Source organism: Nitrobacter sp. MLSD-S21 (genome assembly GCF_058809865.1).
In genome coordinates, this window is the sequence record NZ_JBXASZ010000001.1 from 583,739 (window position 1) to 609,424 (window position 25,686).

Annotated in this window: 31 protein-coding genes; 22 read left to right on the forward strand and 9 right to left on the reverse strand. The window is 59.0% G+C overall.

Features of this window, described 5'->3' with window-relative positions; genetic code table 11:
• Window positions 1–338: 338 nt before the first annotated feature.
• Window positions 339–2,459, forward strand: a complete 2,121-nt coding sequence (locus tag AC1RT6_RS02925) for a sodium-translocating pyrophosphatase (RefSeq protein WP_079446873.1) — start codon at window positions 339–341, stop codon at window positions 2,457–2,459.
• 272 nt (window positions 2,460–2,731) lie between these two features.
• Here AC1RT6_RS02925 and AC1RT6_RS02930 read toward each other — a convergent pair whose 3' ends face one another.
• Complete coding sequence (locus tag AC1RT6_RS02930) at window positions 2,732–3,007, reverse strand: GCG_CRPN prefix-to-repeats domain-containing protein (protein WP_079446872.1); 276 nt, start codon at window positions 3,005–3,007, stop codon at window positions 2,732–2,734.
• Between the two features lie 231 nt (window positions 3,008–3,238).
• Between AC1RT6_RS02930 and AC1RT6_RS02935 the strand changes: the two genes are divergently transcribed.
• The 3 genes from AC1RT6_RS02935 (at window position 3,239) to AC1RT6_RS02945 (ending at window position 10,683) form a co-directional block, all read left to right on the forward strand.
• Complete coding sequence (locus AC1RT6_RS02935; protein WP_420799282.1) at window positions 3,239–4,054, forward strand: isocitrate lyase/PEP mutase family protein; 816 nt, start codon at window positions 3,239–3,241, stop codon at window positions 4,052–4,054.
• Between the two features lie 320 nt (window positions 4,055–4,374).
• On the forward strand, window positions 4,375–7,869 hold the full coding sequence (locus tag AC1RT6_RS02940; protein WP_472789907.1) for an indolepyruvate ferredoxin oxidoreductase family protein: 3,495 nt from the start codon (window positions 4,375–4,377) through the stop codon (window positions 7,867–7,869).
• A gap of 132 nt (window positions 7,870–8,001) precedes the next feature.
• Entirely contained in the window at window positions 8,002–10,683 is a 2,682-nt protein-coding gene (locus AC1RT6_RS02945; protein ID WP_079446869.1) for a PAS domain S-box protein, read from the forward strand.
• Between the two features lie 73 nt (window positions 10,684–10,756).
• Here the strand turns inward: AC1RT6_RS02945 and AC1RT6_RS02950 are convergent, their stop codons facing one another.
• From AC1RT6_RS02950 to AC1RT6_RS02960, 3 genes are all read right to left on the reverse strand, one after another.
• The gene (locus AC1RT6_RS02950; RefSeq protein WP_079446868.1) at window positions 10,757–11,107 is read right to left on the reverse strand and encodes a GrlR family regulatory protein; all 351 of its coding nucleotides are present in this window, start codon (window positions 11,105–11,107) and stop codon (window positions 10,757–10,759) included.
• A gap of 267 nt (window positions 11,108–11,374) precedes the next feature.
• Complete coding sequence (locus AC1RT6_RS02955; RefSeq protein ID WP_472789904.1) at window positions 11,375–12,544, reverse strand: tyrosine-type recombinase/integrase; 1,170 nt, start codon at window positions 12,542–12,544, stop codon at window positions 11,375–11,377.
• 17 nt (window positions 12,545–12,561) lie between these two features.
• Window positions 12,562–13,149 (reverse strand): hypothetical protein, encoded by a 588-nt coding sequence (locus AC1RT6_RS02960; RefSeq protein ID WP_472789903.1) that lies wholly within the window; start codon window positions 13,147–13,149, stop codon window positions 12,562–12,564.
• Window positions 13,150–13,258: 109 nt separating this feature from the next.
• Between AC1RT6_RS02960 and AC1RT6_RS02965 the strand changes: the two genes are divergently transcribed.
• From AC1RT6_RS02965 to AC1RT6_RS03025, 13 genes are all read left to right on the forward strand, one after another.
• A complete protein-coding gene (locus AC1RT6_RS02965) occupies window positions 13,259–13,465 on the forward strand; it encodes a hypothetical protein (protein ID WP_472789901.1) in 207 nt (68 codons plus the stop codon).
• A gap of 316 nt (window positions 13,466–13,781) precedes the next feature.
• On the forward strand, window positions 13,782–14,024 hold the full coding sequence (locus tag AC1RT6_RS02970) for a DUF6074 family protein (RefSeq protein WP_472789899.1): 243 nt from the start codon (window positions 13,782–13,784) through the stop codon (window positions 14,022–14,024).
• 50 nt (window positions 14,025–14,074) lie between these two features.
• Window positions 14,075–14,551 (forward strand): hypothetical protein, encoded by a 477-nt coding sequence (locus AC1RT6_RS02975; protein WP_472789897.1) that lies wholly within the window; start codon window positions 14,075–14,077, stop codon window positions 14,549–14,551.
• Window positions 14,552–14,723: 172 nt separating this feature from the next.
• Complete coding sequence (locus AC1RT6_RS02980) at window positions 14,724–14,957, forward strand: hypothetical protein (RefSeq protein ID WP_472789895.1); 234 nt, start codon at window positions 14,724–14,726, stop codon at window positions 14,955–14,957.
• Complete coding sequence (locus AC1RT6_RS02985) at window positions 14,954–15,175, forward strand: hypothetical protein (RefSeq protein WP_472789893.1); 222 nt, start codon at window positions 14,954–14,956, stop codon at window positions 15,173–15,175. The genes AC1RT6_RS02980 and AC1RT6_RS02985 overlap by 4 nt, the downstream gene beginning before the upstream one ends.
• A 132-nt stretch (window positions 15,176–15,307) precedes the next feature.
• On the forward strand, window positions 15,308–15,598 hold the full coding sequence (locus AC1RT6_RS02990; protein WP_472789891.1) for a hypothetical protein: 291 nt from the start codon (window positions 15,308–15,310) through the stop codon (window positions 15,596–15,598).
• Between the two features lie 283 nt (window positions 15,599–15,881).
• Window positions 15,882–16,406, forward strand: a complete 525-nt coding sequence (locus tag AC1RT6_RS02995) for a hypothetical protein (protein WP_472789890.1) — start codon at window positions 15,882–15,884, stop codon at window positions 16,404–16,406.
• A gap of 19 nt (window positions 16,407–16,425) precedes the next feature.
• Window positions 16,426–16,767: a hypothetical protein gene (locus tag AC1RT6_RS03000; RefSeq protein WP_472789888.1), complete on the forward strand. Its 342-nt coding sequence runs from the start codon at window positions 16,426–16,428 to the stop codon at window positions 16,765–16,767.
• 94 nt (window positions 16,768–16,861) lie between these two features.
• Complete coding sequence (locus AC1RT6_RS03005) at window positions 16,862–17,083, forward strand: hypothetical protein (RefSeq protein WP_472789886.1); 222 nt, start codon at window positions 16,862–16,864, stop codon at window positions 17,081–17,083.
• Entirely contained in the window at window positions 17,080–17,289 is a 210-nt protein-coding gene (locus tag AC1RT6_RS03010) for a hypothetical protein (RefSeq protein WP_472789884.1), read from the forward strand. Before AC1RT6_RS03005 ends, AC1RT6_RS03010 begins: the two co-directional genes overlap by 4 nt.
• Window positions 17,267–18,106, forward strand: coding sequence for a hypothetical protein (locus AC1RT6_RS03015; RefSeq protein WP_493029053.1), 840 nt, complete (start codon window positions 17,267–17,269; stop codon window positions 18,104–18,106). The genes AC1RT6_RS03010 and AC1RT6_RS03015 overlap by 23 nt, the downstream gene beginning before the upstream one ends.
• 106 nt (window positions 18,107–18,212) lie before the next feature.
• On the forward strand, window positions 18,213–20,198 hold the full coding sequence (locus tag AC1RT6_RS03020) for a hypothetical protein (protein WP_472789881.1): 1,986 nt from the start codon (window positions 18,213–18,215) through the stop codon (window positions 20,196–20,198).
• A gap of 261 nt (window positions 20,199–20,459) precedes the next feature.
• A complete protein-coding gene (locus AC1RT6_RS03025; protein WP_472789879.1) occupies window positions 20,460–21,137 on the forward strand; it encodes an outer membrane protein in 678 nt (225 codons plus the stop codon).
• A gap of 121 nt (window positions 21,138–21,258) precedes the next feature.
• Here AC1RT6_RS03025 and AC1RT6_RS03030 read toward each other — a convergent pair whose 3' ends face one another.
• Both AC1RT6_RS03030 and AC1RT6_RS03035 read right to left on the reverse strand, forming a co-directional pair.
• Window positions 21,259–21,456 carry a hypothetical protein gene (locus AC1RT6_RS03030; protein WP_472789877.1) on the reverse strand — a complete coding sequence of 66 codons (198 nt, stop codon included), beginning with the start codon at window positions 21,454–21,456 and terminating at the stop codon, window positions 21,259–21,261.
• A gap of 5 nt (window positions 21,457–21,461) precedes the next feature.
• The gene (locus tag AC1RT6_RS03035; protein ID WP_472789876.1) at window positions 21,462–21,716 is read right to left on the reverse strand and encodes a DUF6894 family protein; all 255 of its coding nucleotides are present in this window, start codon (window positions 21,714–21,716) and stop codon (window positions 21,462–21,464) included.
• A 337-nt stretch (window positions 21,717–22,053) separates the two neighbouring features.
• Here AC1RT6_RS03035 and AC1RT6_RS03040 point away from each other — a divergent pair, with 337 nt between their 5' ends.
• The 4 genes from AC1RT6_RS03040 to AC1RT6_RS03055 all read left to right on the forward strand — a co-directional run bounded on the left by AC1RT6_RS03040 (window position 22,054) and on the right by AC1RT6_RS03055 (window position 23,670).
• Window positions 22,054–22,332: a DUF6894 family protein gene (locus tag AC1RT6_RS03040; protein ID WP_472789874.1), complete on the forward strand. Its 279-nt coding sequence runs from the start codon at window positions 22,054–22,056 to the stop codon at window positions 22,330–22,332.
• A gap of 103 nt (window positions 22,333–22,435) precedes the next feature.
• Window positions 22,436–22,609, forward strand: coding sequence for a DUF2934 domain-containing protein (locus AC1RT6_RS03045; RefSeq protein ID WP_493029055.1), 174 nt, complete (start codon window positions 22,436–22,438; stop codon window positions 22,607–22,609).
• Between the two features lie 58 nt (window positions 22,610–22,667).
• Window positions 22,668–23,081: a VOC family protein gene (locus AC1RT6_RS03050; RefSeq protein ID WP_472789870.1), complete on the forward strand. Its 414-nt coding sequence runs from the start codon at window positions 22,668–22,670 to the stop codon at window positions 23,079–23,081.
• A gap of 124 nt (window positions 23,082–23,205) precedes the next feature.
• A complete protein-coding gene (locus AC1RT6_RS03055; RefSeq protein WP_472789868.1) occupies window positions 23,206–23,670 on the forward strand; it encodes a hypothetical protein in 465 nt (154 codons plus the stop codon).
• 4 nt (window positions 23,671–23,674) lie between these two features.
• Here AC1RT6_RS03055 and AC1RT6_RS03060 read toward each other — a convergent pair whose 3' ends face one another.
• The gene (locus AC1RT6_RS03060; protein WP_472789866.1) at window positions 23,675–23,944 is read right to left on the reverse strand and encodes a hypothetical protein; all 270 of its coding nucleotides are present in this window, start codon (window positions 23,942–23,944) and stop codon (window positions 23,675–23,677) included.
• A 276-nt stretch (window positions 23,945–24,220) separates the two neighbouring features.
• Window positions 24,221–24,487: a PilZ domain-containing protein gene (locus AC1RT6_RS03065; protein ID WP_472789864.1), complete on the reverse strand. Its 267-nt coding sequence runs from the start codon at window positions 24,485–24,487 to the stop codon at window positions 24,221–24,223.
• Between the two features lie 545 nt (window positions 24,488–25,032).
• On the opposite strand from AC1RT6_RS03065, the gene AC1RT6_RS03070 reads away from it, so the two are divergent.
• Complete coding sequence (locus tag AC1RT6_RS03070) at window positions 25,033–25,236, forward strand: cold-shock protein (RefSeq protein WP_472789862.1); 204 nt, start codon at window positions 25,033–25,035, stop codon at window positions 25,234–25,236.
• A gap of 83 nt (window positions 25,237–25,319) precedes the next feature.
• On the opposite strand, the gene AC1RT6_RS03075 is transcribed toward AC1RT6_RS03070, so the two are convergent.
• A complete protein-coding gene (locus AC1RT6_RS03075) occupies window positions 25,320–25,538 on the reverse strand; it encodes a hypothetical protein (protein ID WP_472789860.1) in 219 nt (72 codons plus the stop codon).
• Window positions 25,539–25,686 lie beyond the last annotated feature (148 nt).

The following is a 25,686-nucleotide window of genomic DNA, read 5'->3' on the forward strand; positions in this document are numbered from 1 at the left end:
CTGCCCGAAGCCCCACATCCTGTGGCAATCCGTGATGCTGGCTGACTCCGGTATCATTTGCGTTCGCCTGCATCATGGCTCGGTCGTTGATCCAATCCGCTTATCCGGCGACCACGCCAGGCAACGTTTGAAATCCTTCCGTAAGTCCCGGCATTTTATTGCAATTCCTTACGGAATTCGATCGTTTAGCAGCAAGCCGACGTTGCGCAGGGGGTTCGATTTTGGCATGGTCGCGCCCGATTTGATGTCGCCTTGCGACAAAGCGGACCTCCTTAATACGTCCGTTCGCGGGCTCGCGGCATTGTCGGGGCAACTTCCGGAATTCTGAGGCAAATTCAATGACAGCATTAGTAGTGATTGTGCTCTGCGGAGCGCTTTCGATCATTTATGCCATCTGGGCGACCTCGTCCGTATTGAAGGCGGATGCGGGAAATCCGCGGATGCAGGAAATCGCCGCGGCCGTGCGCGAGGGCGCCCAAGCCTATCTGCGCCGGCAGTACACGACGATCGGAATGGTTGGCGTCGTGATCTTCGCGCTGCTCGCCTACTTCCTCGGGGTGCTGGTGGCTGTCGGTTTCGCGATCGGTGCGATCCTGTCGGGCGCGGCCGGCTTCATCGGCATGAACGTTTCGGTCCGCGCCAACGTGCGCACCGCGCAGGCGGCGACCAAGTCGCTGGCCGGCGGACTGGAGCTTGCCTTCAAGGCCGGCGCGATCACGGGGATGCTGGTCGCCGGTCTGGCGCTGCTCGGCGTGACCATCTATTTCGCCTATCTTACGCACGGCGCGGGTTACGCCGCGAACAGCCGCACGGTTGTCGACGCGATGGTCGCACTCGGATTTGGCGCCTCGCTGATCTCGATCTTCGCCCGTCTCGGCGGCGGCATCTTCACCAAGGGTGCTGACGTCGGCGGCGATCTCGTGGGCAAGGTCGAAGCCGGCATTCCGGAAGATGATCCGCGCAATCCGGCGACGATCGCCGATAATGTCGGCGACAACGTCGGTGACTGCGCAGGCATGGCCGCCGACTTGTTCGAAACCTACGCGGTGACCGCCGTCGCCACCATGGTGCTTGCCGCGATCTTTTTCGCAACCTCGCCGTTGCTGGTGAACATGATGACGCTACCGCTCGCTATCGGCGGCATCTGCATCATCACCTCGATCATCGGGACATTCTTCGTCAAGCTCGGCGCCAGTGAGTCGATCATGGGCGCGCTCTACAAGGGCTTGATCGCCACCGGCATTCTGTCCCTGCTAGGCGTTGGCGGCGTCATCTATTGGCTGATCGGATTCGGTCCTCTGGCGGGCGTCAGCTATACCGGCCTCGAACTGTTCGCGTGCGGCGTGGCCGGCCTTGTCGTCACCGGACTGATCATCTGGATCACCGAATACTACACCGGCACTGATTATCGCCCGGTGAAGTCAATTGCGCAGGCGTCAGTAACCGGGCACGGCACCAACGTTATCCAGGGGCTCGCAATCTCGATGGAATCGACCGCGATGCCTGCGATCGTCATTATTGCGGGCATACTGGTGACCTATAGCCTCGCCGGTCTGTTCGGTATCGCGATTGCCACCACCACCATGCTGGCGCTGGCCGGCATGGTCGTCGCGTTGGACGCGTTCGGTCCGGTAACCGACAATGCCGGCGGCATCGCCGAAATGGCGGGCCTACCGAAAGAAGTGCGCAAGTCGACCGACGCACTTGATGCTGTCGGTAACACCACGAAGGCAGTCACCAAAGGGTACGCGATCGGCTCCGCTGGGCTCGGCGCTCTCGTGCTGTTCGCGGCCTACAATCAGGATCTCAAGTTCTTCATTGGTGATGCCGCGAATCACGCCTATTTCCAGGGTGTTAACCCGGACTTCTCCCTGAACAATCCCTATGTCGTGGTCGGCTTGCTGTTCGGCGGCCTGCTGCCGTACCTGTTCGGCGCGATGGGGATGACCGCGGTGGGACGTGCAGCGGGCGCGATCGTCGAGGAAGTCCGTCGCCAGTTCCGCGAGAAGCCCGGCATTATGCGGGGCACCGACAAACCCGACTACGGCAAGGCGGTGGACCTGCTGACAAAAGCGGCGATCAAGGAAATGATCATTCCGTCGCTGTTGCCAGTGTTGTCGCCGATCGTTGTCTACTTCCTGATCTACGCGCTCGCAGGCGGTGGTGCAGCCGGCAAGTCGGCAGCCTTCTCGGCGGTCGGTGCGATGCTGCTTGGCGTGATCGTGACAGGCTTGTTCGTCGCAATCTCGATGACCTCGGGCGGCGGCGCTTGGGATAACGCCAAGAAGTACATTGAGGATGGCCATCATGGCGGCAAGGGCTCCGACGCGCACAAGGCGGCGGTGACCGGCGATACCGTCGGCGATCCCTACAAGGATACGGCCGGACCTGCGGTCAATCCGATGATCAAGATCACCAACATCGTGGCATTACTGCTTCTGGCGGTTCTGGCGCACTGAGACATCACGATGCGAACAATAAAAAACCCGCGGCGCATGCTGCGGGTTTTTTTATTGTGTACGAGGTGAGGATCGATGAGGACGGACGTCGCTCTTAAGCTGGTCACAGCACGCGAGAAAACGGCAGAACGTCGGATCGCAAATGCCAGCGACCTCCGACTGAAATCCGGTCCGGGGCGGAGTCGCTAAAAAGATAAAGGGCGGGATCGGTCCCGCCCTTTTTGCGTCAAATACAAAACTCGATCCCGCCGAATGCGGGATTGGTGTGTGTCTCACCACCAGGTGCGGCAGACGCGGTGACCCGCACCCCAATAACGGCATCGGCGGTGCATGGGGCGAACTGCCGGGCGGACCACAACCACGGAACCACCACGGTTCATGCGGCAGCCACCGTTGGGGCCGCGATGGAAGCCACGACCGCAGCCGCCGGCGACCTGAATGACGTCAGCGTTCACGCCTGTCGCTGGCGGAGCCAACGGCATGGCATCGGCGATACCGAAGGTTGCGACAGTGGCAACTAGGAAGGCTGCTGCAAAAATTGATTTCATTAATCGTCCTCTGGTTCGGCCGCGACAGCGCGGCAGCTCTAGTGACTCGCACTGGGAACGTCGGCCATGACTCTGTCCAGAATCTGGCGAAACCTGATTCGCCCGAGTATGCCGGTTGGGCAGTTTATTTATTCATACGTTAATCACAACCCAAGCATCAAGAAGTGAGTATCTACAGGTTCATAGTCGCTTACACCGGTCGGTCATGAACGACATGGGTAGGAGAGTTTGATGCTGTCGACAGAAGAAAAACGAGTCGCATTCCACAAACTGCATGATAGCGGCTGCTTCGTGTTACCCAATCCCTGGGATATCGGCAGCGCCAAGGCGTTGCAGGGATTGGGCTTCAAGGCACTCGCGTCGACCAGCGCCGGGTTTGCATGGTCGATCGGCAAAGCCGACAACCACGTTATGCTGGACAATCTTTGTGGCCATCTGAGCGCCTTGTGCGCGGCGGTCGATCTGCCAATCAACGCCGATTTCGAAAATGGCTTTGCCGATGAACCGGAAGGAGTTGCAGCCCACGTGTCGCGCGCGGTGAAGACGGGCATCGCCGGCTTATCGATCGAGGATGCCACGGGCGACAAGGCAAAACCGCTTTACGACGTCAATCTGGCGATCGAGCGCATCCGCGCCGCACGCAAGGCCATCGATACCGATCGCAGCAACGTCCTGCTGGTCGGCCGTTGTGAGGCTTTCCTGTGGGGAATGCCCGATCTCAAACTGACGATCGGGCGGTTGCAGGCCTATGCGGAGGCGGGGGCCGATTGCCTTTATGCACCAGGTTTGAAGTTGAAAGCCGACATTGCGGCCACGGTAAAGGCCGTTCACCCCAAACCGCTCAATCTGCTGATAGGCTGGCCGGGTCTCAACGTTACCGAAGCGGCCGATCTCGGCGTGCGGCGTATCAGCGTCGGCGGGGCATTGGCGCGTGTGGCGTGGGCAGGTTTTCTGCGCGCGGCAACGGATATTGCTGACAGCGGCACATTTGACGGACTCGGCTCGGGCTATCCGGCCGGCGAGCTGAACCGGATGTTCTCTGCATAGTCCCTTTTGCTCGGAGCATATTTTGTCGCACGTGCCTCGTCATCCCAAACCGTGGACTTAGAGGCTTGACGATCGGGGGACGGTTTCAGTCGGCTCGTGGCTACAATAACGTCCTTGCGCCAGACAGCTCTGCAACGACACAAGCCGAAATTGTCCGGGAATTTCTCGTAACGAAATTACGACCCCTTTTTATGCTCGTTTTTATGCTCGTTCCAGCGACCTGATTTTTCTCAAGTGCTTGATTCATGAGATAACAACACTGGTTCTAAAGGATTTGCATCACTAGCTTTAGGAAGGCGGCCAAGGACGAAGAGGGCGCAATGGGTATCAATCAGGGTTCGATCAGCCTCGATCAGAAATACACCCAGGATTCAGGCCACGTCTTCATGACCGGCCTTCAGGCGCTGGTCAGATTACCGATGGCGCAAATCCGCCGCGACCGCGCCGCTGGCCTCAACACCGCAGGCTTCATTTCCGGTTATCGCGGTTCGCCCCTCGGCGGTTACGATCAGCAACTCCTTGCCGCTCGCAGTCATCTCGAACGACACGAGATCAAATTCCAGCCTGGTGTGAACGAGGACCTCGCGGCGACAGCGATCTGGGGTTCGCAACAGGTCAATCTGTCCCCGGGTGCGCGCTATGACGGCGTCGTCGGGATTTGGTACGGCAAGGGGCCTGGCGTCGACCGCTGCGGCGACGTATTCCGTCATGGCAATGCTGCGGGTTCGGCGAGACACGGCGGCGTGCTGTGCCTGGCGGGCGATGATCATGGCGCTAAGTCCTCGACCTTGCCGCATCAGTCTGATCATGCGTTCATCGCTGCGCTGATGCCGTATCTCTATCCGTCCAGTCTCCACGAAATGATCGAGATGGGGCTGCTCGGCATCGCGATGTCGCGCTATTCGGGCTGCTGGGTCGGGATGAAGGTCATCACCGAGACGGTGGAGACGACGGCCGAAATCGATCTGACCGACGAGATGAAGCCGTTCGTCATTCCGCCCGATTTCGAGATGCCGCCAGGTGGACTGAACCTGCGTTGGCCTGACGACCGTTATGATCAGGACCGGCGTCTACAGGATCACAAAGGTTTTGCCGCGGTCGCGTTTGCGCGCGCGAATAAGATCAATCGCATTACCATGGATTCACCGAACGCGCGGTTCGGGATCATGGCGTCTGGAAAAAGCTACGAGGATATCCGCCAGGCGTTGCGCGAGCTGGGCATTACCGAACAGGTCGCCGCGAAAATTGGTCTGCGGCTTTACAAGATCGGAATGCCATGGCCGCTGGAACCGCAGGGCGTGCGCGAATTCGCCGTCGGCCTCGAGGAGATATTCATCGTCGAGGAGCGCCGTGAGATCGTCGAGAACCAGGTCAAGCAGGAGCTGTTCAACTGGCGCGACGACGTGCGGCCACGCATCATCGGCAAGATGGACGATCACGACAAGCGTTTCCTGCCGTTCGCGCAGGAATTGGGCGTCGCTTCCCTGGCGACATTCCTGACTGAGCGTTTACTGCACTTGAACCTTAATCCCGAAATCGCCGAGATGCTTCGAACCAAGGCTGACTGGTTCAACGGTCGTCAGGCGTCGCAAATGCAGCCGGCGACCCCGGTCACGCGTGTACCGTATTTCTGCTCGGGGTGTCCTCATAACACCTCGACCAAGGTGCCCGAAGGCAGCCGGGCCACAGCCGGCATCGGCTGTCACTTCATGGCGATATGGATGGATCGCAACACTGAAACGTATACCCATATGGGCGGCGAGGGTGCGCCCTGGGTCGGTACAGCGCCTTTCACCAACGAGAAGCACATCTTCGCCAATCTTGGCGACGGCACCTATTTCCATTCCGGGAGTCTGGCGATCCGGCAGGCGGTCGCTTCCGGGGCGAACATCACCTACAAGATCCTCTACAATGACGCCGTAGCCATGACCGGCGGCCAGCATATCGACGGCGATTTGTCGCCGCAGCGGATAACCTTTCAGCTTCACGCCGAAGGCATCCGCGACATCTATCTGGTGTCGGAGAACCCGAACAGCTATCGGGCTGCCGACATCGCACCGGGTACCCGGACCGCGCATCGCGATGACCTCGATGCGGTCATGAGAACCTGTCGCGAGATCAAGGGAGCTTCGGCTATCGTGTTCGTGCAGACTTGCGCCGCCGAGAAGCGGCGGCGTCGCAAGCGCGGCACCATGGAAGATCCGCAACGCCGTGTGCTGATCAATCCCGCAGTTTGCGAAGGTTGCGGCGATTGTTCGGTGCAATCGAACTGCATTTCGGTGGAGCCGCTGGAGACCGAGATGGGGCGCAAGCGCACCATCAATCAGTCGTCCTGCAACAAGGATTATTCCTGCCTCAAGGGGTTCTGCCCTTCGTTCGTCACGATCGACGGTGGGCGATTGCGAAAGCGTGCGCCGGCGGACCTCGGCGAGATCGGCGACTTGCCCGAACCGGTTACGCGCCCTTCGCTCGATCGGCCCTACAACATCGGGGTCGGAGGGGTAGGCGGCACCGGCGTGCTGACGATCGGTGCGCTGCTTGGTATGGCGGCCCATATCGAAGGCAAGGCCAGCATGATCCTCGACATGTCCGGTCTCGCCCAGAAGGGCGGCGCGGTTTTGAGCCACGTCCGGCTGTCACAAAACCCCGCGGAGGTGACTTGCTCGCGCATCGTCACCGGCACGGCAGATCTCGTCATCGCCGCTGATGAAGTGGTCGCGGCAGCCAAGGAAACGATCACACTCTGCGAATCGAGCCGCACTTACGGTCTTATCAACACTCACCTTATTCCGACCGCCGCTTTCATTCTTGATCGCGATTTCAATTTCCAGAGCGCCAAGGTTGGCTGCGTCCTTGAAACCGCCTTACGCAAGGATTCGACCTTCTTCGACTTTACCAGGCCGGCTGAAATCCTGCTTGGAGACTCCATCGCCACCAATATGATGATGATGGGTTACGCCTATCAGAAGGGTTGGCTGCCGCTGACCGCGACGGCAATCGAGCAGGCGATCGAGGTGAACGGTGTTGCCGTGAAAATGAATGTGGAGGCCTTCCGGCTTGGACGGCTTGCAGTGGTGGACCCTGCGCGCCTTGTCGCGATGATGAAGGGGATCGATGAGACGGCTCCGCCGAAGGTGCTGGAAGACATGTCGCTGGACGAGATCGTTGTACATCGCTCGGCGTACCTTGCCGGATATCAGAATGCGAGGCTTGCGGACAAATATCGGGCGATGGTGAGCCGGGTCCGGCAGGCAGCGAGAGACGGCGGTTACGGCGATGCCTTGCCGCGTGCGGTTGCGATCAATTACGCCAAATTGCTCGCCTACAAGGACGAGTACGAGGTGGCGCGACTCTACACTGATGGTCGGTTCGAGAAGCAGCTCGGCGATCAGTTCGAAGGAGACTACAAGATCAGCTTCCATCTCGCGCCGCCGGTGTTCGACAGTAAGAAGGATGCGCTCGGGCGGCCTGCCAAGAGATCCTATAACGGGTCACGGATGATGCCGGTTTTGCGTTTGCTGGCGAAAATGAAGGGCTTGCGTGGCACCGCCCTCGACATCTTCGGATACAGCGCCGAGCGCAGGTTGGAGCGAAACCTGATTGCGGAATACGAAAACGATGTGGCCGCTGTCCTCGACAGACTTTCGCCGGCCAACGTCGAAACCGCGATCGAACTGCTGTCGCTGCCTGATCGTATCCGGGGTTACGGCCCGGTCAAAGAGAAGGCGGTGGCCGACACCAAGGCCCGGCATGCGAAGTTGCTGCGCGACCTCGCGAATCCTCCTCCGGTGCCACGGCAGATGGCGGCGGAATAGGCGGCTAAAACAGCGCTCCTGGCCAATGGGGTAACCCTGTCACAGAGCGACGTTGCCGCCAGATCGATCCTCATGTTCCCTGAAGCGGCGATCCGGCCTATATAGGACCATCGGGAGCCGGTCTAAAACACCATGCCATCTGGGTTCAGAGCACTTTTTCGGCGGATACAATCGTCGTCCCTGTCGATCGGCCAGATTACCTTCGGCGGATTCTTTTTGGTGTTGGCGATCATAGTGACAACCAGCGTGGCCAATGTCGTCGCGACGCGGCATCTCGACAATACCTTCGCCGAACTGCAGCGGTTGGACAGCGTAGGCGACCTGGCCGAGGAACTCGACCGCCGCCTGAACGAATTGCGGCTGGCGGCGCGTGATTACGTCACCGATCCAAAGACTCAGTCCAGCCGGGTGTGGGACGCCACATCGTCATTGAACGAGCTGCTCAAGAAGACACGCATCAAGCTAGCTCCGAAGCAGCAGGAGATGATCGATGGCGTCAAACCACGGCTGGAGACCTACCGCAAGGGTATAGAGCGGGCGGCCAACCTGATTGCAGACCGCGCAAAGCTGATCGAAACGCTGTCGCCGCTTCGCGAAAAACTCGAACTCATAATCGAGCAATCCGCCGATCAGTCTGCATCAAGAACACTGTTTCGAGCGCAAAGCGATGTCGCCGCCGCATTGCTTGGGCATGACCCCATGACCGCGGAACGGGCGGCTGAAAAGATGCGCGCTATTCGTGTCGGGGAGCCCAAGGTGCGTGCCGCTGTTGAGGCCTACGCCGATGCCGTGATTGCGATATCCTTGCGGGAGCAAAAGATCGCAGATCTCGATAGGGACGTGCTGGGTGCGGAAGGACGGCTGATCGGGCGAGTAACGGAACTACTGCGCGAACTCAGCGCAGAGCGCGAGCGGGTATTATCGCGCGATTTTGCGCGGACGCTTGCTGAAACCAAATGGCAGAGCATCGTTCTCGGCGGCGTGGGAATAGTGATTGGCTTGCTTGCGGCGGCGTTCGTGGTCCGCCGGACGGTCCGTCCACTGAAGGCGATCGCAAGGGCGATCCGGAAGCTGGCTGGCGGCCAGAAACAAACGTCGATCCCATCAACCGGTGTAGAAAACGAGATCGGGGATATCGCACGGGCCGCCGAGGTGTTTCGCCGAACGCTCGCTGAAGCGGACTCTGCGCGAGAAGCCGCTGTTCGAGCGCTTGCCGAGCAACGCCTCGCCGAGGAAAGCTATCGTAAGCTATTCGAAGGTTCGGTCGACGGAATCTATGTCATGACGCCGGCCGGTCAACTGCTTGATGCCAACCCGGCGTTGGCGCGAATGATGGGGTATGACACCCCCGACAATCTCATCCGTGGCATTGGTAACAGCGCGCAGACGGTTCACGTCGATCCCGAGGTGCCCGTCAAATACCAACTCCGAATGGAGCGCGATGGGACCGTTCGCGGGTTCGAATATCAGGTGCGTCAGTTCGATGGCGGTATCCTCTGGCTCTCCGATAGCGCGACTGCCATACGCGATGAAAGCGGTCGCATGATCCGTTATGAAGGCGTGGTTCGCGATATCACTGATCAGCGGAGAGCCGAGGAGGCGATCGCAGAAGGGCGGCGGCTGCTGCAACTGGTGATCGATACCGTGCCCGCGGTGATTAACGTCAAGAATGCGGAGTTGCGTTACGTTCTGATGAATCGCTACATGGCAGGCATCTTCGGAATAGAACCCGCCGATGCGATCGGACGAACGACGCACGAGGTTATGTCGCGTTACGATGCGGCAAAGACGGATGAGACTGACAGGAGGGTTCTTGAGAGCGGTAAGGAACTCGGCTTTTACGAAGAAGAGTATAAGGATGCATCGGGTGAGATGCGGCAATGGCTTGTCAATAAGCTGCCTATCCGCGACGCCGACGGTCACGTCGAAAATATCGTCACGGTCGCGCTCGATATCGGCGACCGCAAGCGGAGCGAACAGGAAATGCGGCGCGCCAAGGACGCGGCCGAGGCGGCGCTACGCAATCTCCGCGAAACACAGAACTCGCTGATCGAGGCGGAAAAACTCGCGGCGCTCGGTCGCCTGGTGGCGGGCGTCGCTCACGAGGTCAACAATCCTGTCGGCATCAGCTTGACGGTGGCCTCTTCGCTGGAACGGAAAATTACCTTGTTCACCGAGGAGGTGGAGCGTGGGCAGTTGCGGCGCTCAAGCCTCAACGATTTCATCGCGGCGAATCGCGATGCCGCGTCTCAGCTTGTCGCCAATCTCAATCGCGCTGCCGAGCTGGTGCAGTCATTCAAGCAGGTTGCCGCCGACCGCAATTATTCAGACAAGCGAGCTTTCGATCTCGGCGAACTCACCGAGCAGGTTGTGATGAGTCTGCGTCCCGGCCTGCGCAAGCACAATGTGACGCTGACGGTCGATTGCGAGCCCAATCTCACCATGAACAGTTACCCTGGGCCTTACGGCCAGGTGCTGACTAACCTTTTCCTTAATTCGGTGGCACACGCTTTTCCGGACGGTAAGGGCGGCGCGGTCGATATTGTCGTGCGGCGAGTAGGCGGGGACAATGTCCAGATCCTATTTTCCGACAATGGTTGCGGCATGAGCCCCGATGTGCAGCGCAAGGCATTCGATCCGTTCTTCACGACGCGGCGCGATCAAGGAGGAACGGGTCTGGGTCTGCACATTGTCTACAATATCGTAACGAGCCGTTTGGGAGGGCGTCTCGAACTTGATTCCGGTTCCGGACAAGGCACGCGCATCCACATCGTTTTACCGCAGGTCGCGCCGATGGAACTCGCCGCGGAATAACTCGACTGCACAGCAAATGGCTATAATCAGGAGTTCCCCGGGGTTTCCGTGAAACGGTGAAAGACTCTATCGGTCAATCTGCTTCCGCCAACTTTCGCAGCGTGGCCTCGAAAATCTGACTCGCCTTTCCGACCAGCGCTGTGCCGTTCATCGTGCCGGTCGTATCAGTGAATGTTCCGGTAACGCCGATTCCAACCGATTCCGAATTGCCGAACAGCAGGTTCGCGTCGCGACTTGGCGTATGGCGTTGAATCAGAACTTCGCCCCTGAAAGTGCCATCCTCTTTTGTGAAATAGCTGCCCGTATAGAACAGATAAGCATCACCGCCCAGAATTTTTCCATCGCGAAACATCAACACGCCGCTGCCCTTGCCCACACGCCCATCAAGCAAGGCGATGTGAATCGAATACAGCCCATTTTTCATGGTGATCCGCTCGCAGCCGCAATTTTGTCTTGTCCCGATCTCATTATGTCAAAAAGGGCGCAAGCGCGTCAATGCGACACCCCAAGCCAAGGCGCGCGCCTTTTAAAGGGAACCTGCCAGAGCAAAATCCGAGAACTGGAGCCCGCCGGTTTCCGCGAGACTTGGCGCGCTCGGAGAGATTCGAACTCCCGACCCTCGGAATCGAAATCTTAGGCGCCGCCAGAGAAATCAATAGTTTAGCGCTGCGGTGTTGCGATGGTGTTGCTGTCAGCTGCCCAGCAGCCGAACCTGTATGTCCTCGGCAGCCTTCTGGTCGGCCTCGGCATCTTTGAAAAGGTGCCCGTAGGTATCGAAGGTCATCTGAATGGTGCTGTGGCCCATGAGCGTCTGGATCCTCTTCGGATTCATGCCGTTTTCGATCCAGAGCGAGGCGCAGGCGTGGCGGAGGGAGTGCATGCCGTATCTGGGGGCATCTCTCGTAACCGGGTCGCCGCCTCTGTTGATGGTGGGTTGTCCGTTTTCATCCAAAGCCGGCTCGCGGACAGTCATGCCACCCGCCATCAGAATGGGGTTCAGGCCGCGCTTGGCGATGTTGGAGTGGGATTCGACCTGACCATTGCCAGTCGGGAAAACGAGGCCCAGCGCTCCTTTTGGGCACACGAGCTTCCACTCGCGCAAGGCATTGATCACGATCGGGGGGCAGGGGATAGACCTATAGCCGGCTTTCGACTTCAGCCGGCCGATCTTGTGGAAAGCATCGGCGCGCTGGCTGACAATTATCTGGCGTCCCTCAAAGTCGACATTGGACCAGAACAGCCCGCGAAGCTCGCTTCCGCGCAGACCGCAAAATATCGCGACCAGGATGAGAGGCCGCCAACGACCAGTGGCGCCCGCGATGATGACTTGCAGCTCGGCCTTGGTCGGAATGACAGGGCGGGGGTCCTCCCGCCTGGAGAAATTGAGGTCGAGCCCGGCGGTGGGGTCGACCGCCGCCAGGCCGCGTCGGCGAGCTTCCCGAAAGATTGCGCCCAGGGACTGAACCACACGCCGGACCATTGAGGGAGAGCGGCCGGCTTCGCGCAAGCGATCGGCGAAATCGCTCACGCCGGGCATTGCTAGATCGGAGAGCCTTTTTGCCCCGATGAAAGGGGCAATGTGTAGGTCGACGTGCTCTTGGTAACTTTGGATCGTGGTGGCCTCGAGGCGTTTCTCGTCGCAGCGCTTGATCCACAAGGCCGCAGCTGCCTTCACCGTCGGCGATAAACTGTCGGGTGTGTGCAGTCCGCGCTTCACATCGTGCTGAATTTCGACGAGCCAAGCCTCACCATCTGATTTGCGATCGAACAGCTTGGCGCGGCGCTTGCCGGCGCCGTCGACGTAGGATGCTTGCCAGCGGATGAGGCCGGAGGGCAACTTTCGCTTGCGGACGGTACCCATCAGATCAGTCCTCGCGATTACAGGAGGGGTAGGCGGGTTACGGCCGGAACGAGGGTTACCCCGTTCGAAATATCTTTAAGATCCTCCGCGATGCAACGAAGGGACCATTCGCTTATGGATGCTGTTGTCGACAGCCCGAAGCGGGAATTTTCAACTTCCTCTTTCGTGAAGGGACCAAATCCGAAGTGATGAGAAAGAGGCATTTTTCTGTGACGCTCATCCCAAGACAACTCTGCGGATAGGCGCGTCCGATCTACCGACAGCCCTCGTACTCGCTTCATTTTATCGGGGGTCTGGAAAAGGTAGATGAGAGCATCTAACAGCTTCAAATTTCCGGTTAAAAAACAGTGACCGTTTTCCGGCTTCTTAGCAGCGAGCGATTTCGTCTTCTCGTCAACATCGGCCAACGTGTCCGTCGCCAGGGCCGAGAGGATGATTTTGGACACTGTATCATCGGTGGCACGCACGCCACTGCCCGGGCCACGCCCCGGCGGGGCATTTAGATATCCCGATCGCACGAGCAAGCGCTGCCGCTCATAAACTGCATCGGCACTAAGGCTCAGATGCAGGGCAAGGAACGGAGCGTATGTCTTCAGGCCAATCATTACGAAAGATGGCTTAAGCAAAAATAGTGGTGAGGTCCAACATTATTTCTTGCGAACAGGTCGTGAACATGCTCAAAGGTGGATAAATACACCTTTTGGAGTGCGACCCATGACAGATAAGGAAGAGAGTGACCGACGGCTTGTTTATGAGGTTCGAGAGGCCGGGGCGTTGCTTGGTCTTACCAAAAACGGAAGTTATGCCGCGGCCAAGCGGGGCGACATTCCCACGATCCGGATCGGTAAGCTGCTGAAGGTACCGAAGGTCGCGTTTCACAAAATGCTGGCGAACGCTGGAACGACGGGGCCGTCAGAATGATGGCCGCTTTCGCTGCCGTCCTCACATCTGACTCGCCGTCGCGGGCAGTCGTGTCTGAATCCGCAGACGATTATCCCCACGTGGTAGCCGTGCTCAACAGCCGTTGGCGCATCGTCGAATGTCGCCACTGCATTCAGTGGATTCTCCAGCACCGCAATAGCTCAGGAAGCGTCTCGACAGGCGATTGGCGTGGCCGATCGTACTGCCGTACCCGAGAGGCGTTAAGGCGCTGCTGCGATGCGCAGGCGGGCGAGATTGGGCCTTCAGCTCGCAACGTCGTTGCTGCACTCCCTGCGCGGATCAAATGGAGGCGAGCATGAGCGTCGTCCTTCCATTCCCACTTGCTCGCCGCAGGGACCTCATTTGGAGGCAGGCTCAGTACGCCTCACAGCTCTCTCGCGACGCGGCGGAAGGACACATCGCCCGCCAAGTGCGGACGCAAGCCGACGTGATGCGCCGAAAGGGCGTCGATGAGGCTCTGATCTCACGAGAGTGTCAGTCCTTCGAAAATGCAATCCGCGAATTGCTGATCCGATCAGCGTCTGGCGGCGTGCGATGAGCCGGGTGTGGAAAGGCGCTGATAACTCGCGGAAGCGAAAAGCGAGGTCCTTGCCGACTGGCTCCGGCTTTTGCGTGCCCTTGCCGAAGGATCTTCTTGCGAGCCCCGCGTGGTCAGCGATGTCGCGTCAGTGCCGGCGTCTTGTCGACGCGCTGATGATCGAACACGCCGAGCACGGCGGCGAAGAAAACGGTCGGCTGAAAGCCCCTTACGACACGCTTCAGATGCGGGGCATGCGACGCTCGGACATCAAGAACTCGATACACGAGGCCGGCGCCCTCGGGATCATCGCTGCGGATCTGGGTCGCAGGTCGCATGGCGCAAGAAGGCTAGCCTCAACGTTTCGCCTGACGTGGCTTGGGACCTCCGATGGCTTGATGCCGACGAACGAATGGAAAGCGATCAAAACGGATGAGGAAGCCCTCGCCAGGGTGGAAAACGCCCTTCGCATTTTAGCCCGACAGCGAGCGATCAAGGCTGCCGAACGTGCTGCTCGGAGCGACAACCGGGAGGCGAAAGCGGCATGAATACAATTTTCCCCCAGTACCGTTTTCTGCAATTACCAGTACCGGTTTCGTTACTTTTGAGTAGCGAAAGCGGTACTTGGTGGAGAGCCAAAAACCAACAAAACCGGGCACTCTCGCCAAGTACCGTACGGGGGTACTGCTATCTAGATTATGCTAGTAGGGGGGCAACGCTGTGAGCGTGACCGCCACCCTAACCTCCATAGGCCGCGAGCTCGACGAAGCCTTCGGTCAAGCTCGCGAAGCGTACGCCTTCGCGCCCTCGTCGTTCACCGCATCGGCCTTGGCTGCGATCGCCGCTGCCCGCGATGCCTTCGCGGCCTACCACGCCGTCGTGATCGAGGAGGATGGTCTGGAAGCAGAACCGTCATCGGTTGAAGCTCTCCAAACAGTGGAGGGCGCGGCATGACCTCCGATCAGCTCGTCCTCACCCTCATCCGCCGCTCACCGTCTGGAGCCAGCGCTCTGCAAATAGCGAAGGCCGCTCTGGGTCCGAGAGCCAGGCGTCATTCCAAAGACAGTTTGAACATGATTGGCCTCGCGATTGCCGCCCGTCTCTGCGGTTCGGGTGTGCTCGAGGCAACCAAAACCAATCAATTCAGGCTCAAGGCGGAGAGGGCGGCATGACAGGGCTGTCCGCACAGCCATCGTCGCAGCGTGGTGGTGCGTCGTCTGTCGCCGAAGCCGGTCCTAACGCTCCGGTAGGAACAAACGACAGCGGCGTGGCGTTTGGTGGGTTGTTCCACCAAGGACTTTCCGATGAAGAGATTGGCCCTAAGCGCCCACATCGTAATTGCGGCCATGCCGGCGCTGGCGCAGACGAAAGTCCATCCGGAGGAATTCTACGTCATTCGCGACTCAGCCACGAAGACCTGCACCGTCATCGACAAGAGGCCCGCGACCATGACGAACGTCCTGACGAACCCGTCGGCCCCGTCCACTATTGTCGGGCTCGGCGTCTTCAAGACCAGGGAGGAAGCGGAAGCCGCCCTGAAGAAGATGGATGTCTGCGACGACGAAGATACGCGGGACGACAAGCACGGCCATTAAGCGCGTCGCGATCATCGCATCAGTCCACAGCCGCCTTCCAGTCAGGCAGGTCGTCACCTGAGCACCTAGCAAGCCCGCTCGTGAGCGCGGCATGCGCACATCTCCGGACACTGCGCTTCGGTTTTACCGAGTCAGCAAGGCACGGTGGCGGCAGGGCTCGTGCTCTGCGTGCAACGTTTAGGGACCGTATCGGCTCGGCCATGGGGTGCGCCGCTAGGCCGGCCCAGGATCTCTGCAGGTAACGCATTCTAAAAGTTGAACTTCCCTTCCGTTGGAGTGCCCAATGAAACTGGATGAAGACACCGAAGTAACAGCGTCTATCCTGGCTTTGGCGCTGGGAATATCCCGAAAGCGCGTTGAACAGCTTGCGGGTGACGGGGCCATCCCACGCCTCGGGAAGGGTCGCTTCCCGCTACTTGCCAGCATCGCCGGATACGTTGCCTGGCTGAAGGACGAGCAGCGCCGGGTTGCGAAGTCCGCCGGCAACAGCCGGATCAACGATGCGCGCGCCGCGGAGATCGAGGTTCGCACCGCCGAGCGTCTGAAGACCTTGCAGGGATTGGGACGGGACGAGGGCTTGGCGGTGGTCGACGCTGTCCTCGGTCCGATGCGCAGCGACCTACAATCTGTGCCAGCGCGCGTGACGAAGGATCTGGCGCTCAGGCGGCGCCTTGAGGGTGAGCTGAACGGCGTTCTGGACAGCGCTGCGGATCGCGCCCGAATATTTCGACGTCGACCGTCGGCTGATGGCCAGCCTGTTGGTAACCGACGCGCGCGCCGTGCGGCGGCGGCTGAAAAAAGAGCCTGAAGGGTCGAAGGGCCAAGCGATGTCCGAAGCCGAGCAGCAGGAACTGTTACGTTTGGAAAACCGTCTCCTCGAGGTTTTGACAGACGTCGCGCGGCTCCGGATCAGGATGTCCAAGGGGACCGCGCGCGTTGCTGGGAAGGATCAGCCAGCCGCGCCGGTACCAATGTCGACCGAAGTGGCAGTGCCCTCCGACCTGATCGATCTCGCTGCTGCGGCGAAGTTGGCACATCGCCCGAAAGACACGATTCGATCTTGGTGTCGGGAAAATCGCGTCGGCGAACCGGGTGGTTTTGGTTTCAAGGTCGCTAGCACACGATGGATGGTGTCGCGAAAGCCGTTTCTGGACTTCATCCGGCGGTGAGAAATCGCGGCAATCGCGTTAATCGCGTTTTAGCAGCTTGGCACGTCGCGGTTCAGGAATCATCTTTCCACTCGGAAAAAAGAGGGCGAAGGACATGACACACGCTGAGACCGCGACCGCCGAGCGCGAACGTATTGCAAAGATTTTGAATTGCCCGGAGGCGTTGGGCCGTGAGCGGTCCGCAATCATCCTCGCTCTTCAGCCGGACATGCACGTTGAAAAAGCTCGGACTGTCCTGTCAGGCGCGACGCCCGCTCGTCTGGATTTCGAGCGCGGCCAACACATTTCACGATCCCTGAAGGAAAGCACCCGATGAATATGAAAACGATTATCGCGCCGGTGACCTTGCTGCATGAGGGTCAATACGTCCCGCCGGGCACCAAGGTGTCACTGCCGGCAGAAGAGGCCGACAGCATCGTTGAACGCTTCGGCTCGTTCGATGGGCCGGTCGTCATGACCACTGCCGACCTCGAATCGATCAACGCACTGAATGAAAATCATGCCCGCTTCGCCAAAAAGTAAGCCGCCTTCGCTGGAAGAGCAGCTTGCCAGAGCGCGCCAGGATCTCGAGGTTGCGCGTGATGTGGCCGAGCGCATTGCTAACGAAGAGGCAGCGAACCTCGGCAGCGACGAACTCTTCACCGGCTGGCTTCGGAAGAAGCGGGTCGCGGAGCAGGATCAGAGTCGCCTCGAGGCTTTGATCACGTCGCTCGAAAGGCAGATCGATGCATCGGAGCATGCGGCGAAGCTGGAAGTGTTCGCAGCGAGATGGAATGCAGTTGCGGAGCGAAGCGTCGCGGTCAAAGCGATGTACGAAGTAAATTTGCTCCAGGCTTGGGAAATCGTCGCTAAGGTCATCGAAGCCGCGGCGCAGTTGGAAATTGATCGTCAGGTGATCCTTGGCGCGATGCCGGCGGGATTTGAGCCGCCGGCTCCCATTTACCAGCCTGATCTCGAAATTCGCTGTCGTCCATGCCGCGACAAGACGATCTTGAAAACCGAGGTCGTGGACATGCTGACCGACAGGGAGGGGCGGCTATTCGTCGACCAATCGTGCGCGGCAGCCAAACGAGGCGTGGCACGGCAATTTCGTCACGTGACCTATTTGCCAATGCAAACATCGTCCCAGACGCCGCCCTTTTGGCAGCAGCTCGTTTTTCCGCGTCTCAGCTCCGTTGGCGGACCGCTATATGACGGCACCAAGACAAGTTCGCCGCAGGAAGCACTCGCGGCTCTGCGGATGGAACGCCCGGTCGACGTCGAGCGTGAGCCGATGATGCGGATCGAGCCGATACGACAACCGTCTGTCGCTGACTTCGATGGGCCACCAGCCATCTGAAGTCGACGGCAGTGAGGCCGGCCGTGGTTTCCTGGTTTCCGCGGCCGGCCCTTCGTCGGTCCGGGTAGTTAGCCCGGGCCGGTAGCCAGCACTGAGGATCCCGCCGATGTCGAAGATCATTGAAGCAAAAGCCGTCATCAGCGCCCAGGACAAAACCGGGGCGGTGTTCGATAAGCTTGCCAAGAAGTTCGAGGGCATCGCCAAAACCGGGAAGGCCTTCGAAAACATCAAGCCGCCTATGTTCGGCAAGGCCGGCTGGGGCGTGAATTTCCAGCGCGATATCGATGCTCTGCGGATATCTAGCAAAGAGCTCGCGGGTATCCAAAAGGACTGGGGCGCTTTCAACGCCGCAATGTCCCGTAACGGTCCAATGCGCGCATCGCATTATTTCGGCGCGGTCGATCAATGGAAGACAAAGACGCTTGCGAACCTTCGTGAAGTCCGGCTGGGGATGGATGAGACGGAGAGGGCTCACAAACGCTTCCTCTCCGGGGCGAGCCATTATGCCCGGCACACCGCCAGCCATGTCCTAGGCGGGTTCGGCGCCGCTTACGCCACGGGCCATGCCATTAAGGCTGGAGCTCACGCCGCGGCCGCGCGCAATCGCGAAGAGATCAGGGAAGAAATCGCGGGCTTTTCGCCGCAGCAACAAGAAGATGCCAACCGGGTGGCTGACGAGATATCGCGGCGTTATCCGTCCCTCTCCCGCACCGACGTGCTGGAAGATCTTCGCAAGAACACAGCGCGGCTTGGGACATTCGATCGAGCGAAAGAGATCGCTGAGATTTACGCCAAGGCCCGCATCGCCAACTCGATCGCTGGCGGGGATGCTCATGAGTTAGAGCAGGTTGTACGAGCGGCTGAAGGTACAGGCGCTGCCAATACGCCTGATCAGTTTAAGTCGTTTTTGAATGCCTGGATGAAGGCGCGCAGCGTGAACGCGGACTATACCGGCGACCAGTTCCGTTCAGACCTAGCAGCGGCCGGTGCCGCTAAATACGGTCTTGGCAAAGACTACATGGAGAGCATTTTCCCGATCTTGGCGTCACATACGTCGGGCTTTGGTGTGAAGCTTGCGACCAGTAACTCCGCATTGATCGGCGGCCGGCAGACGGCTCGATCCCGTGCGGCGATGAAGAAGGCCGGTCTGCTCGATAAGAATGGCAACCTGATCGATGAGGATGCCTATATAGAAAATCCTTTCGAGTGGACGCAAAAGCATATCAAGCCACGGCTGGAAGCAAAGGGTGTGCACTTCGGCGAGCACATGTCGGCCCACGACAAAGGCATCGTTGAGGCTGAAACCACGAAGATGTTCTCGGCCAAGAACACGTCCGATCAGATCATCACCAACCTTCTTGATGCAGCCCTTGTCGAGAAAGCACGCCACCGGAAGACGAACGTCGACGAAGTCGACAAGCTGCAGCATCGTGATGCCGGCATTGCGTGGCAGGGAGTCGAAAAGCAGCTGGGCGACTTCGCCACGACTGTGGGGAATACAAGCTTCGTCATTGGACGGATGGATAGTTTCGCCAATGCGCTGTCGCGCTTCACATCGACAATCGAGACCGGTAATGTCCCGCTCGAATCCCGCGGCGGCAAGTTTCTGAATTGGCTTAAGGGCAACCAGGCCCCGCTAGAAGGCCCGATCCCCATGCCCAAGGGCGATCCGCGGCGCTTGCCCGACGGATCCATCCTTCCGATGCCGACGAGCGATCCTCGCAATCAGATCCCGGATTTTCCCGACGGCCTGCCGCTGCCAATGCGAGATCCTCGGCGCCTGCACAACGGAAAGCGGATTCCATTTCCTATGACAGATCCTCGCAACGAGGGCGAGAGTTGGTCGCCGCCTCCGGTGGATGGCGGACAGCAGGCTGCGGCCGCACCGGCGAAGGTCGACGTGGAGGTCAGGCCGAGCTCGGACCTGGGCATCAATGTGAAGGTCGAGCCGAGCTCGTATTTCACGACATTAGTTGTGAAAATGGAGAACGCTATCAAGCTGGTCAGCTCGATAGCATCCAATCACAACGGCCCCGGCTCATCTGGTCGATCATCCCCAGATGCTGGCGCGGCTTCGTCAGGTGGACAATGAGCTCTATGTTTTGAGGAAGCGCGCTGCGCCTAACGATTATTTTCTTGGAAATCGGCGAGAGCCGTGTCTACTTGTTCCAGCCGGCAACTGTCCGGTCCAGGAATCGATCAATTCTTAGCCTCGCCTGCAAATGGCGAGGCTTTTTTTGCGTCTGCGCGGCGTCAAGAATTCAACGCTGTGTGGCAGACCAGCTACAGCCGCAACCGAGGTCAAACCGTTAGGATGGATGCTATCGATCGATTCCAACTTTGGGGTTCCCTCATGAAGAAAATTCTGCTTGCGACAGCAGCCGTACTGGTCAGCGCATCGGTTGCTTCCGCCGCTGATTTGGCGGCTCATCCCTACACCAAGGCACCGGCCTACGCGCCACCTGCTCCGATCTACAACTGGACCGGGTTCTATATCGGTGGCCACATCGGCGGTGCCTTCGGTGGCCAGAACAACGTTCTCGCACCGGGTTTTCTCTTCAGCAATAACGATGGCCGGTTCATGGGCGGTGGTCAGATCGGCTACGACACGCAATTCTCGCCGAACTGGGTCTTCGGTATCGAAGCCAACTACAGCTTCCTCGACACCGGCAGCAACTTCGCCAACCGCGGCCTCGGTTCGGTCACCGGCCGGCTCGGCTACTCCTTTGGTCCCGCGCTGCTATACGCCAAAGGCGGCTACGGCTGGGCTGATTCGCGCTTCACCAACGGCTTCGGCGGCAACGGCGGTCGTGACGGCTACACTGTCGGCGGTGGTCTGGAATACCTGTTCACCCAGAACTGGTCGGGCAAGATCGAGTACCAGTACTACGATCTCGGCACTGTGAACTTCGTTGGACCGGTAGGCGCCGCCGGGACCTTCCGCAACGACCAGCACACCATCAAGGTCGGCCTGAACTACCGCTTCAACTGGGGTGCTCCGATGGGCGCTCCGCTTGCCCCGGGATACTGATCGCGTCGTCAAACTGATTAAGGAAAGGCCGGCAGTGATGCCGGCCTTTTTCTTTGCTGGTCTCGAAACGCTGGCTTTAGGCTTCGCTACAGGTCCTACGCCATATTTTACGTCGCGTGACTCATGGCGTTTGCATATTGCTCTCGGTGTCGGTTTCGGCTGTCCCATTGAGATAGGCGGCCATGGCCGTCAGGTCGAACCGACCATCGAGCGCGACGATCCCATCATTTCCCATCGTGCTGCCGTAAGCATCCAGGTCGGTAGCAGAAGCGCGTAGGGCTTCATACAAGTCTAGTGGTGTAATCGAACTCGTTGCCATGCTGCCTATCTTTCGTACGCTAGAGGACCTTCGGTTCCTGCACTCAAGATCGATGCAATAGGGATCTTGAACAGCTCTTCGCCTGCCTCGTTAGTCACCAAGATGAAGTTCTCTTCGCGCACCATGTCAGGTTTTTCAGTTCCGACGCGGTGAGCGATGAAGCTTCCGTGTTCCCTGGCCTCTTCGTCGTTGATGCATTCGTGGCCGATCAGATCGTTAGCTGGAAGCCAGCCTGCTAAATGGAAGAAGTACCTGGGCATGGTGCGGCAATTCCGGCGACGGTCCCGACGTTCCAAATTCGATTGCCCAATCGAGCGGAGGAACCGCTCCTATGGAACTCGAACGGTGCTGCGTCGTTGACGGCCGTTACCGAGCATCGAAGGTCAACATCTCTGATCGTCGGGGATTTAACATGATCGATAATAACACCTTCAAACTCGTTTGCGAGAATTGCGGCAGCTTGACCATCAGGGTTGCGGATCCGGAGCAAGTAGACGCAGCCGCGATGGTCGAGTGTGGTCGCTGCGGTTCTCCGCGGGGAACGTGGGCAGCTCTTCGAGATCTCGCCAGGCAGCCGGGAGCAACCGTATTAGATCTGTGGACAGACCGTCGACTCTTTATGGGCTTAGGCTACTCCGATGCGTCGCTACTATTTTGATTTGCGACGGAGATGATCTCACGCTCGACGAAGAAGGGCTCGAACTCGCATCGGTTCATTCCGCGCAGGAGGAGGCGGCGCTGTCGTTGGCGGACCTCGCAAAGGAGGCCATCCGTAGTCACCAGATCGACGGAGAGGGCGGCCTCTTAGCGGTTGAAGTTCGCGATGATAATGGTCCTGTCTTGCAGGCGCGGTTTACGGTCCGCTTGAATTCTTAGCCCGTGGCGGGAGAAAAGCAGGTTGATGGCGTGGTGGATAGGAACTCTCTCACAGGTTCTTTTTTAGGACGAAGTGGGTTCGAACATCTGGAGCTAATCAGCGATGCGACCAAAGCCAACAGAAGAAGAAATTCGCAAACGTGCCCATCAACTGTGGGAACAGCACGGAAAGCCTGAGAATCGCGTTGATGAGTTCTGGCACATGGCAGAACGTGAATTGTCAGGGATGCAGGATCGCGGTGAGGATATGAAGGGAAGTCCGGACGACCAAAATTGAATTGGTTCTGCGGCTTCGCCGAGTTGTGTCGACGGGGAGCACAAACAGGAAGGCATTCATGCCGAAGCTGTCCCGCGTGCTCGAAACGGCCCTTTACGTGGCCGACCTCGATAAAGCCGCTGCTTTCTACACCGACGTCATGGGTCTTGCGTGCATCCATGCTGATTACCGGATGCGCGCCTACGACGTGGGCGGCAATGGCGTTCTGCTGTTATTCCCGAAGGGTGGATCTTTGCAGCCGATCGAGACCCCAGGGGGCTCCATTCCCCCTCACGACGGATCAGGTCCGATGCACGTCGCGTTCTCCATCGCCGCCGACGAGCTGGCTGCATGGCAGGACCATCTTAAAGCTGCAGGGATTGCTCTGCAGGGTCGGACGGAGTGGCCGAGGGGCGGGATCAGCCTCTACTTCCGCGATCCCGACGATCACTTACTGGAGATCGCCACGCCTGGACTCTGGCAGGGATACTGAGCTTGCGATGTTTTCCGCACCGAGGCCCAGCCTGGGCCGCCGAACGGTGCGTGAGCCGCGAACCTTGCGCCGGAGCAAGGACGCTCTTACACCTGATACAGCGCAATGGTAAAAGGCTGGCAGCATGAGCACGATAGAGAGCATCTGCGCCGATCTCGGAATAACGATTGCTCAGTGTCACGAGCCCACCGGCCCGTTGCGGACGAAGGCCGGTCAGACGCTCCGCCGGATGATCCTCGAGCACGGCGAAGGACATGTGATCATCACGCTGCGAACCATTGTGGAGTCGTCTGGGAATGAACGGGCGCTGACGGCGTCTGGAATTCAGGGCGTCAGTGATCTCATTCTTGCGCATCCGTCTTGGTCTGACCGCGGACTGGCCTGGATCGAAGCATTCGACAACATCGATTTGATCGAGCTCGCCAAGATGGCGAAGGCGAACCGAAAGGCTGTCCCGAAACGCGAGGCCATGGCAGCGATGCTTTATGAGCGCCTGGCTCCGATCTTCGATCCGCCACGCCAGGTACGCAAGTATACCAGAACGACGACGCAACAGGCGCATCCGGAGACGTCGATTATTGGAACGTGAGAAGCTAGTCCCGCGGGCTTCGGTTGGTCGGCCTGAGCGACAGTCCTTCGCTGTGCACCCTCCAGCGGACCGATGCCTCGGTTCTCTTGAGCTTCATCGCGATCAAACGGGTCGGGGTGTTTTGCTTAATGAGGGTCTTGAGCTGCTTAACATCGTCCTTCGACCACGATCGTGGATTTGAACGGCCGTCTTTCTTTTCAGCGCCACCTTTAGCGGACTTCTTCGCCGTCTTTTTCACGGGATTCTTCGGCGCCTTCTTTGCCTTTTTGGCCATGGTCCCTCCTGCAGGTTGATGAGCGAGTCTATGTGATTCTCGAGACAGGCGCGAAATGCGTCTCGCAATGAGTGGAAATGCGGCGCGGCATGGACGTGGAACGAAACAGCTCGGGAGCGTTATCATTTCATGGACAATGAGGATTTCCCATCGCCGCGATTGCCTACCGATCAGGCCACACCTCCTGAGGCAGCTTCGAATTCCAGGTGGCGCAATCCATTTTGGATTGGCGGCCTCGTAAGGCTGCATATTGCTCGTTCTGCTGTACCTATCGGTTTAACAGCTGGCTCCGCACGCGGTTAACCGAACCTGATTCCCGATCCGCCCGGCTTTCCTCCAGGCGACGCGACAGGCGAAGCGAAGTTCGTCCTCAGTGATCATCAGGACGAACTCGCTCGGAATTCCGACCGGGCTTTGCACATCGAGCGCTGCGCCAAATTGCGATAGATTTCGCACGGTGCAGTCGATAGCGTCGCCACCGTCAATTTGAATGCTGCCAGCCTTCAGGACCCGCTGGCGCTTTGTGCTGCGACGTTCGTCCATAGACCGCTCAGATAATCACTTTTCGATACTACTCCAAACCCGCTCTCCATTCTGGTCGGTGCGGGCAGAGTCCTTCTCTCGACACTCTCGCGCGTAGTTCAAGAGTGCGTCACACGTCTGCTGGTCGTTGATGGATCTAGCCAACCGCTCGGCTCGCTCAGCCTGTTCGCGAAAACTCGGGATCATGTGCCACCTCGTTTTAGGCACAAGTTGAGGCAAATGCCTTCGTTCCTGGAAACGTCGGCTCAGGCTTAACGGCGGGTAAATTGTCGGTTTCGTTCAACCCGGACACAAACTGAAACCCGCCAGGCGATGAGGCTCGCCGACGGGTCTAGAGTGGACGGCGCACCGGAGGAGGAAAGGCCGTCCGTCCCCGATCACTCAATGACTTTGACAGCGGACGCATTCCAATTCACTCGGCCATTTAGAATTCGCGCGGCCAATGCAGCACAGAGGCGATCTCGAGCTTATTCAGCGTGAGAACTTCTTGTCGCAGTCCACCAGAGCGCTCATATTCCATGATCGTTCAATAGGAGTTCGACAAAGTGGCGATTGGTACTGTGAAGTGGTTCAACGGGCAGAAGGGTTATGGCTTCATTCAGCCGGACGGCGGCGGCAAGGATGTCTTCGTGCACATCTCGGCGGTGGAGAAGGCTGGGCTTGGCTCGCTCAACGAAGGCGACAAGGTGAGCTACGAGGTCGTCATGAACCGCGGCAAGGAAAGTGCGGAAAATCTGAGGGTCGGTTGATCCATCGCGCCCGCCGAGGGTGACCGGCGGGCTATTATCCCGCAATGCGCATGAGGACGTTTCCTTCGGTTAGCGATCACCGTTCACTCCGACGGATCGCGTGGATCCACCGGCGGCTGCAATCCAGGCGACCGGGACCATGCATCAAACCGGGCTGCCTTTTCCGCCTGCTCGATTTTTTTCAACAGAGCATCACGAGCGGGGCCAGGCTCCAATTTGTCCGCCTGCTCTCGCGTCTTCGCAGCCCAGGCTGAAAGACGGTCCTGAAGGGTGAGTTGCTTGCCGTCATGACGTTCCGCCATCGCTGCACCTCCACCATTTGAAACTTGCAAATTCTAGCGCCGAACAATTTTCTCGCGCGAGCCATTTCTCGCCCGTGCAATCAATCGGGGGTGCGGTGGATTGTCTCGCTCATCGATGCTCGCGGCTTAGCTACGCAGCGTGATGCTC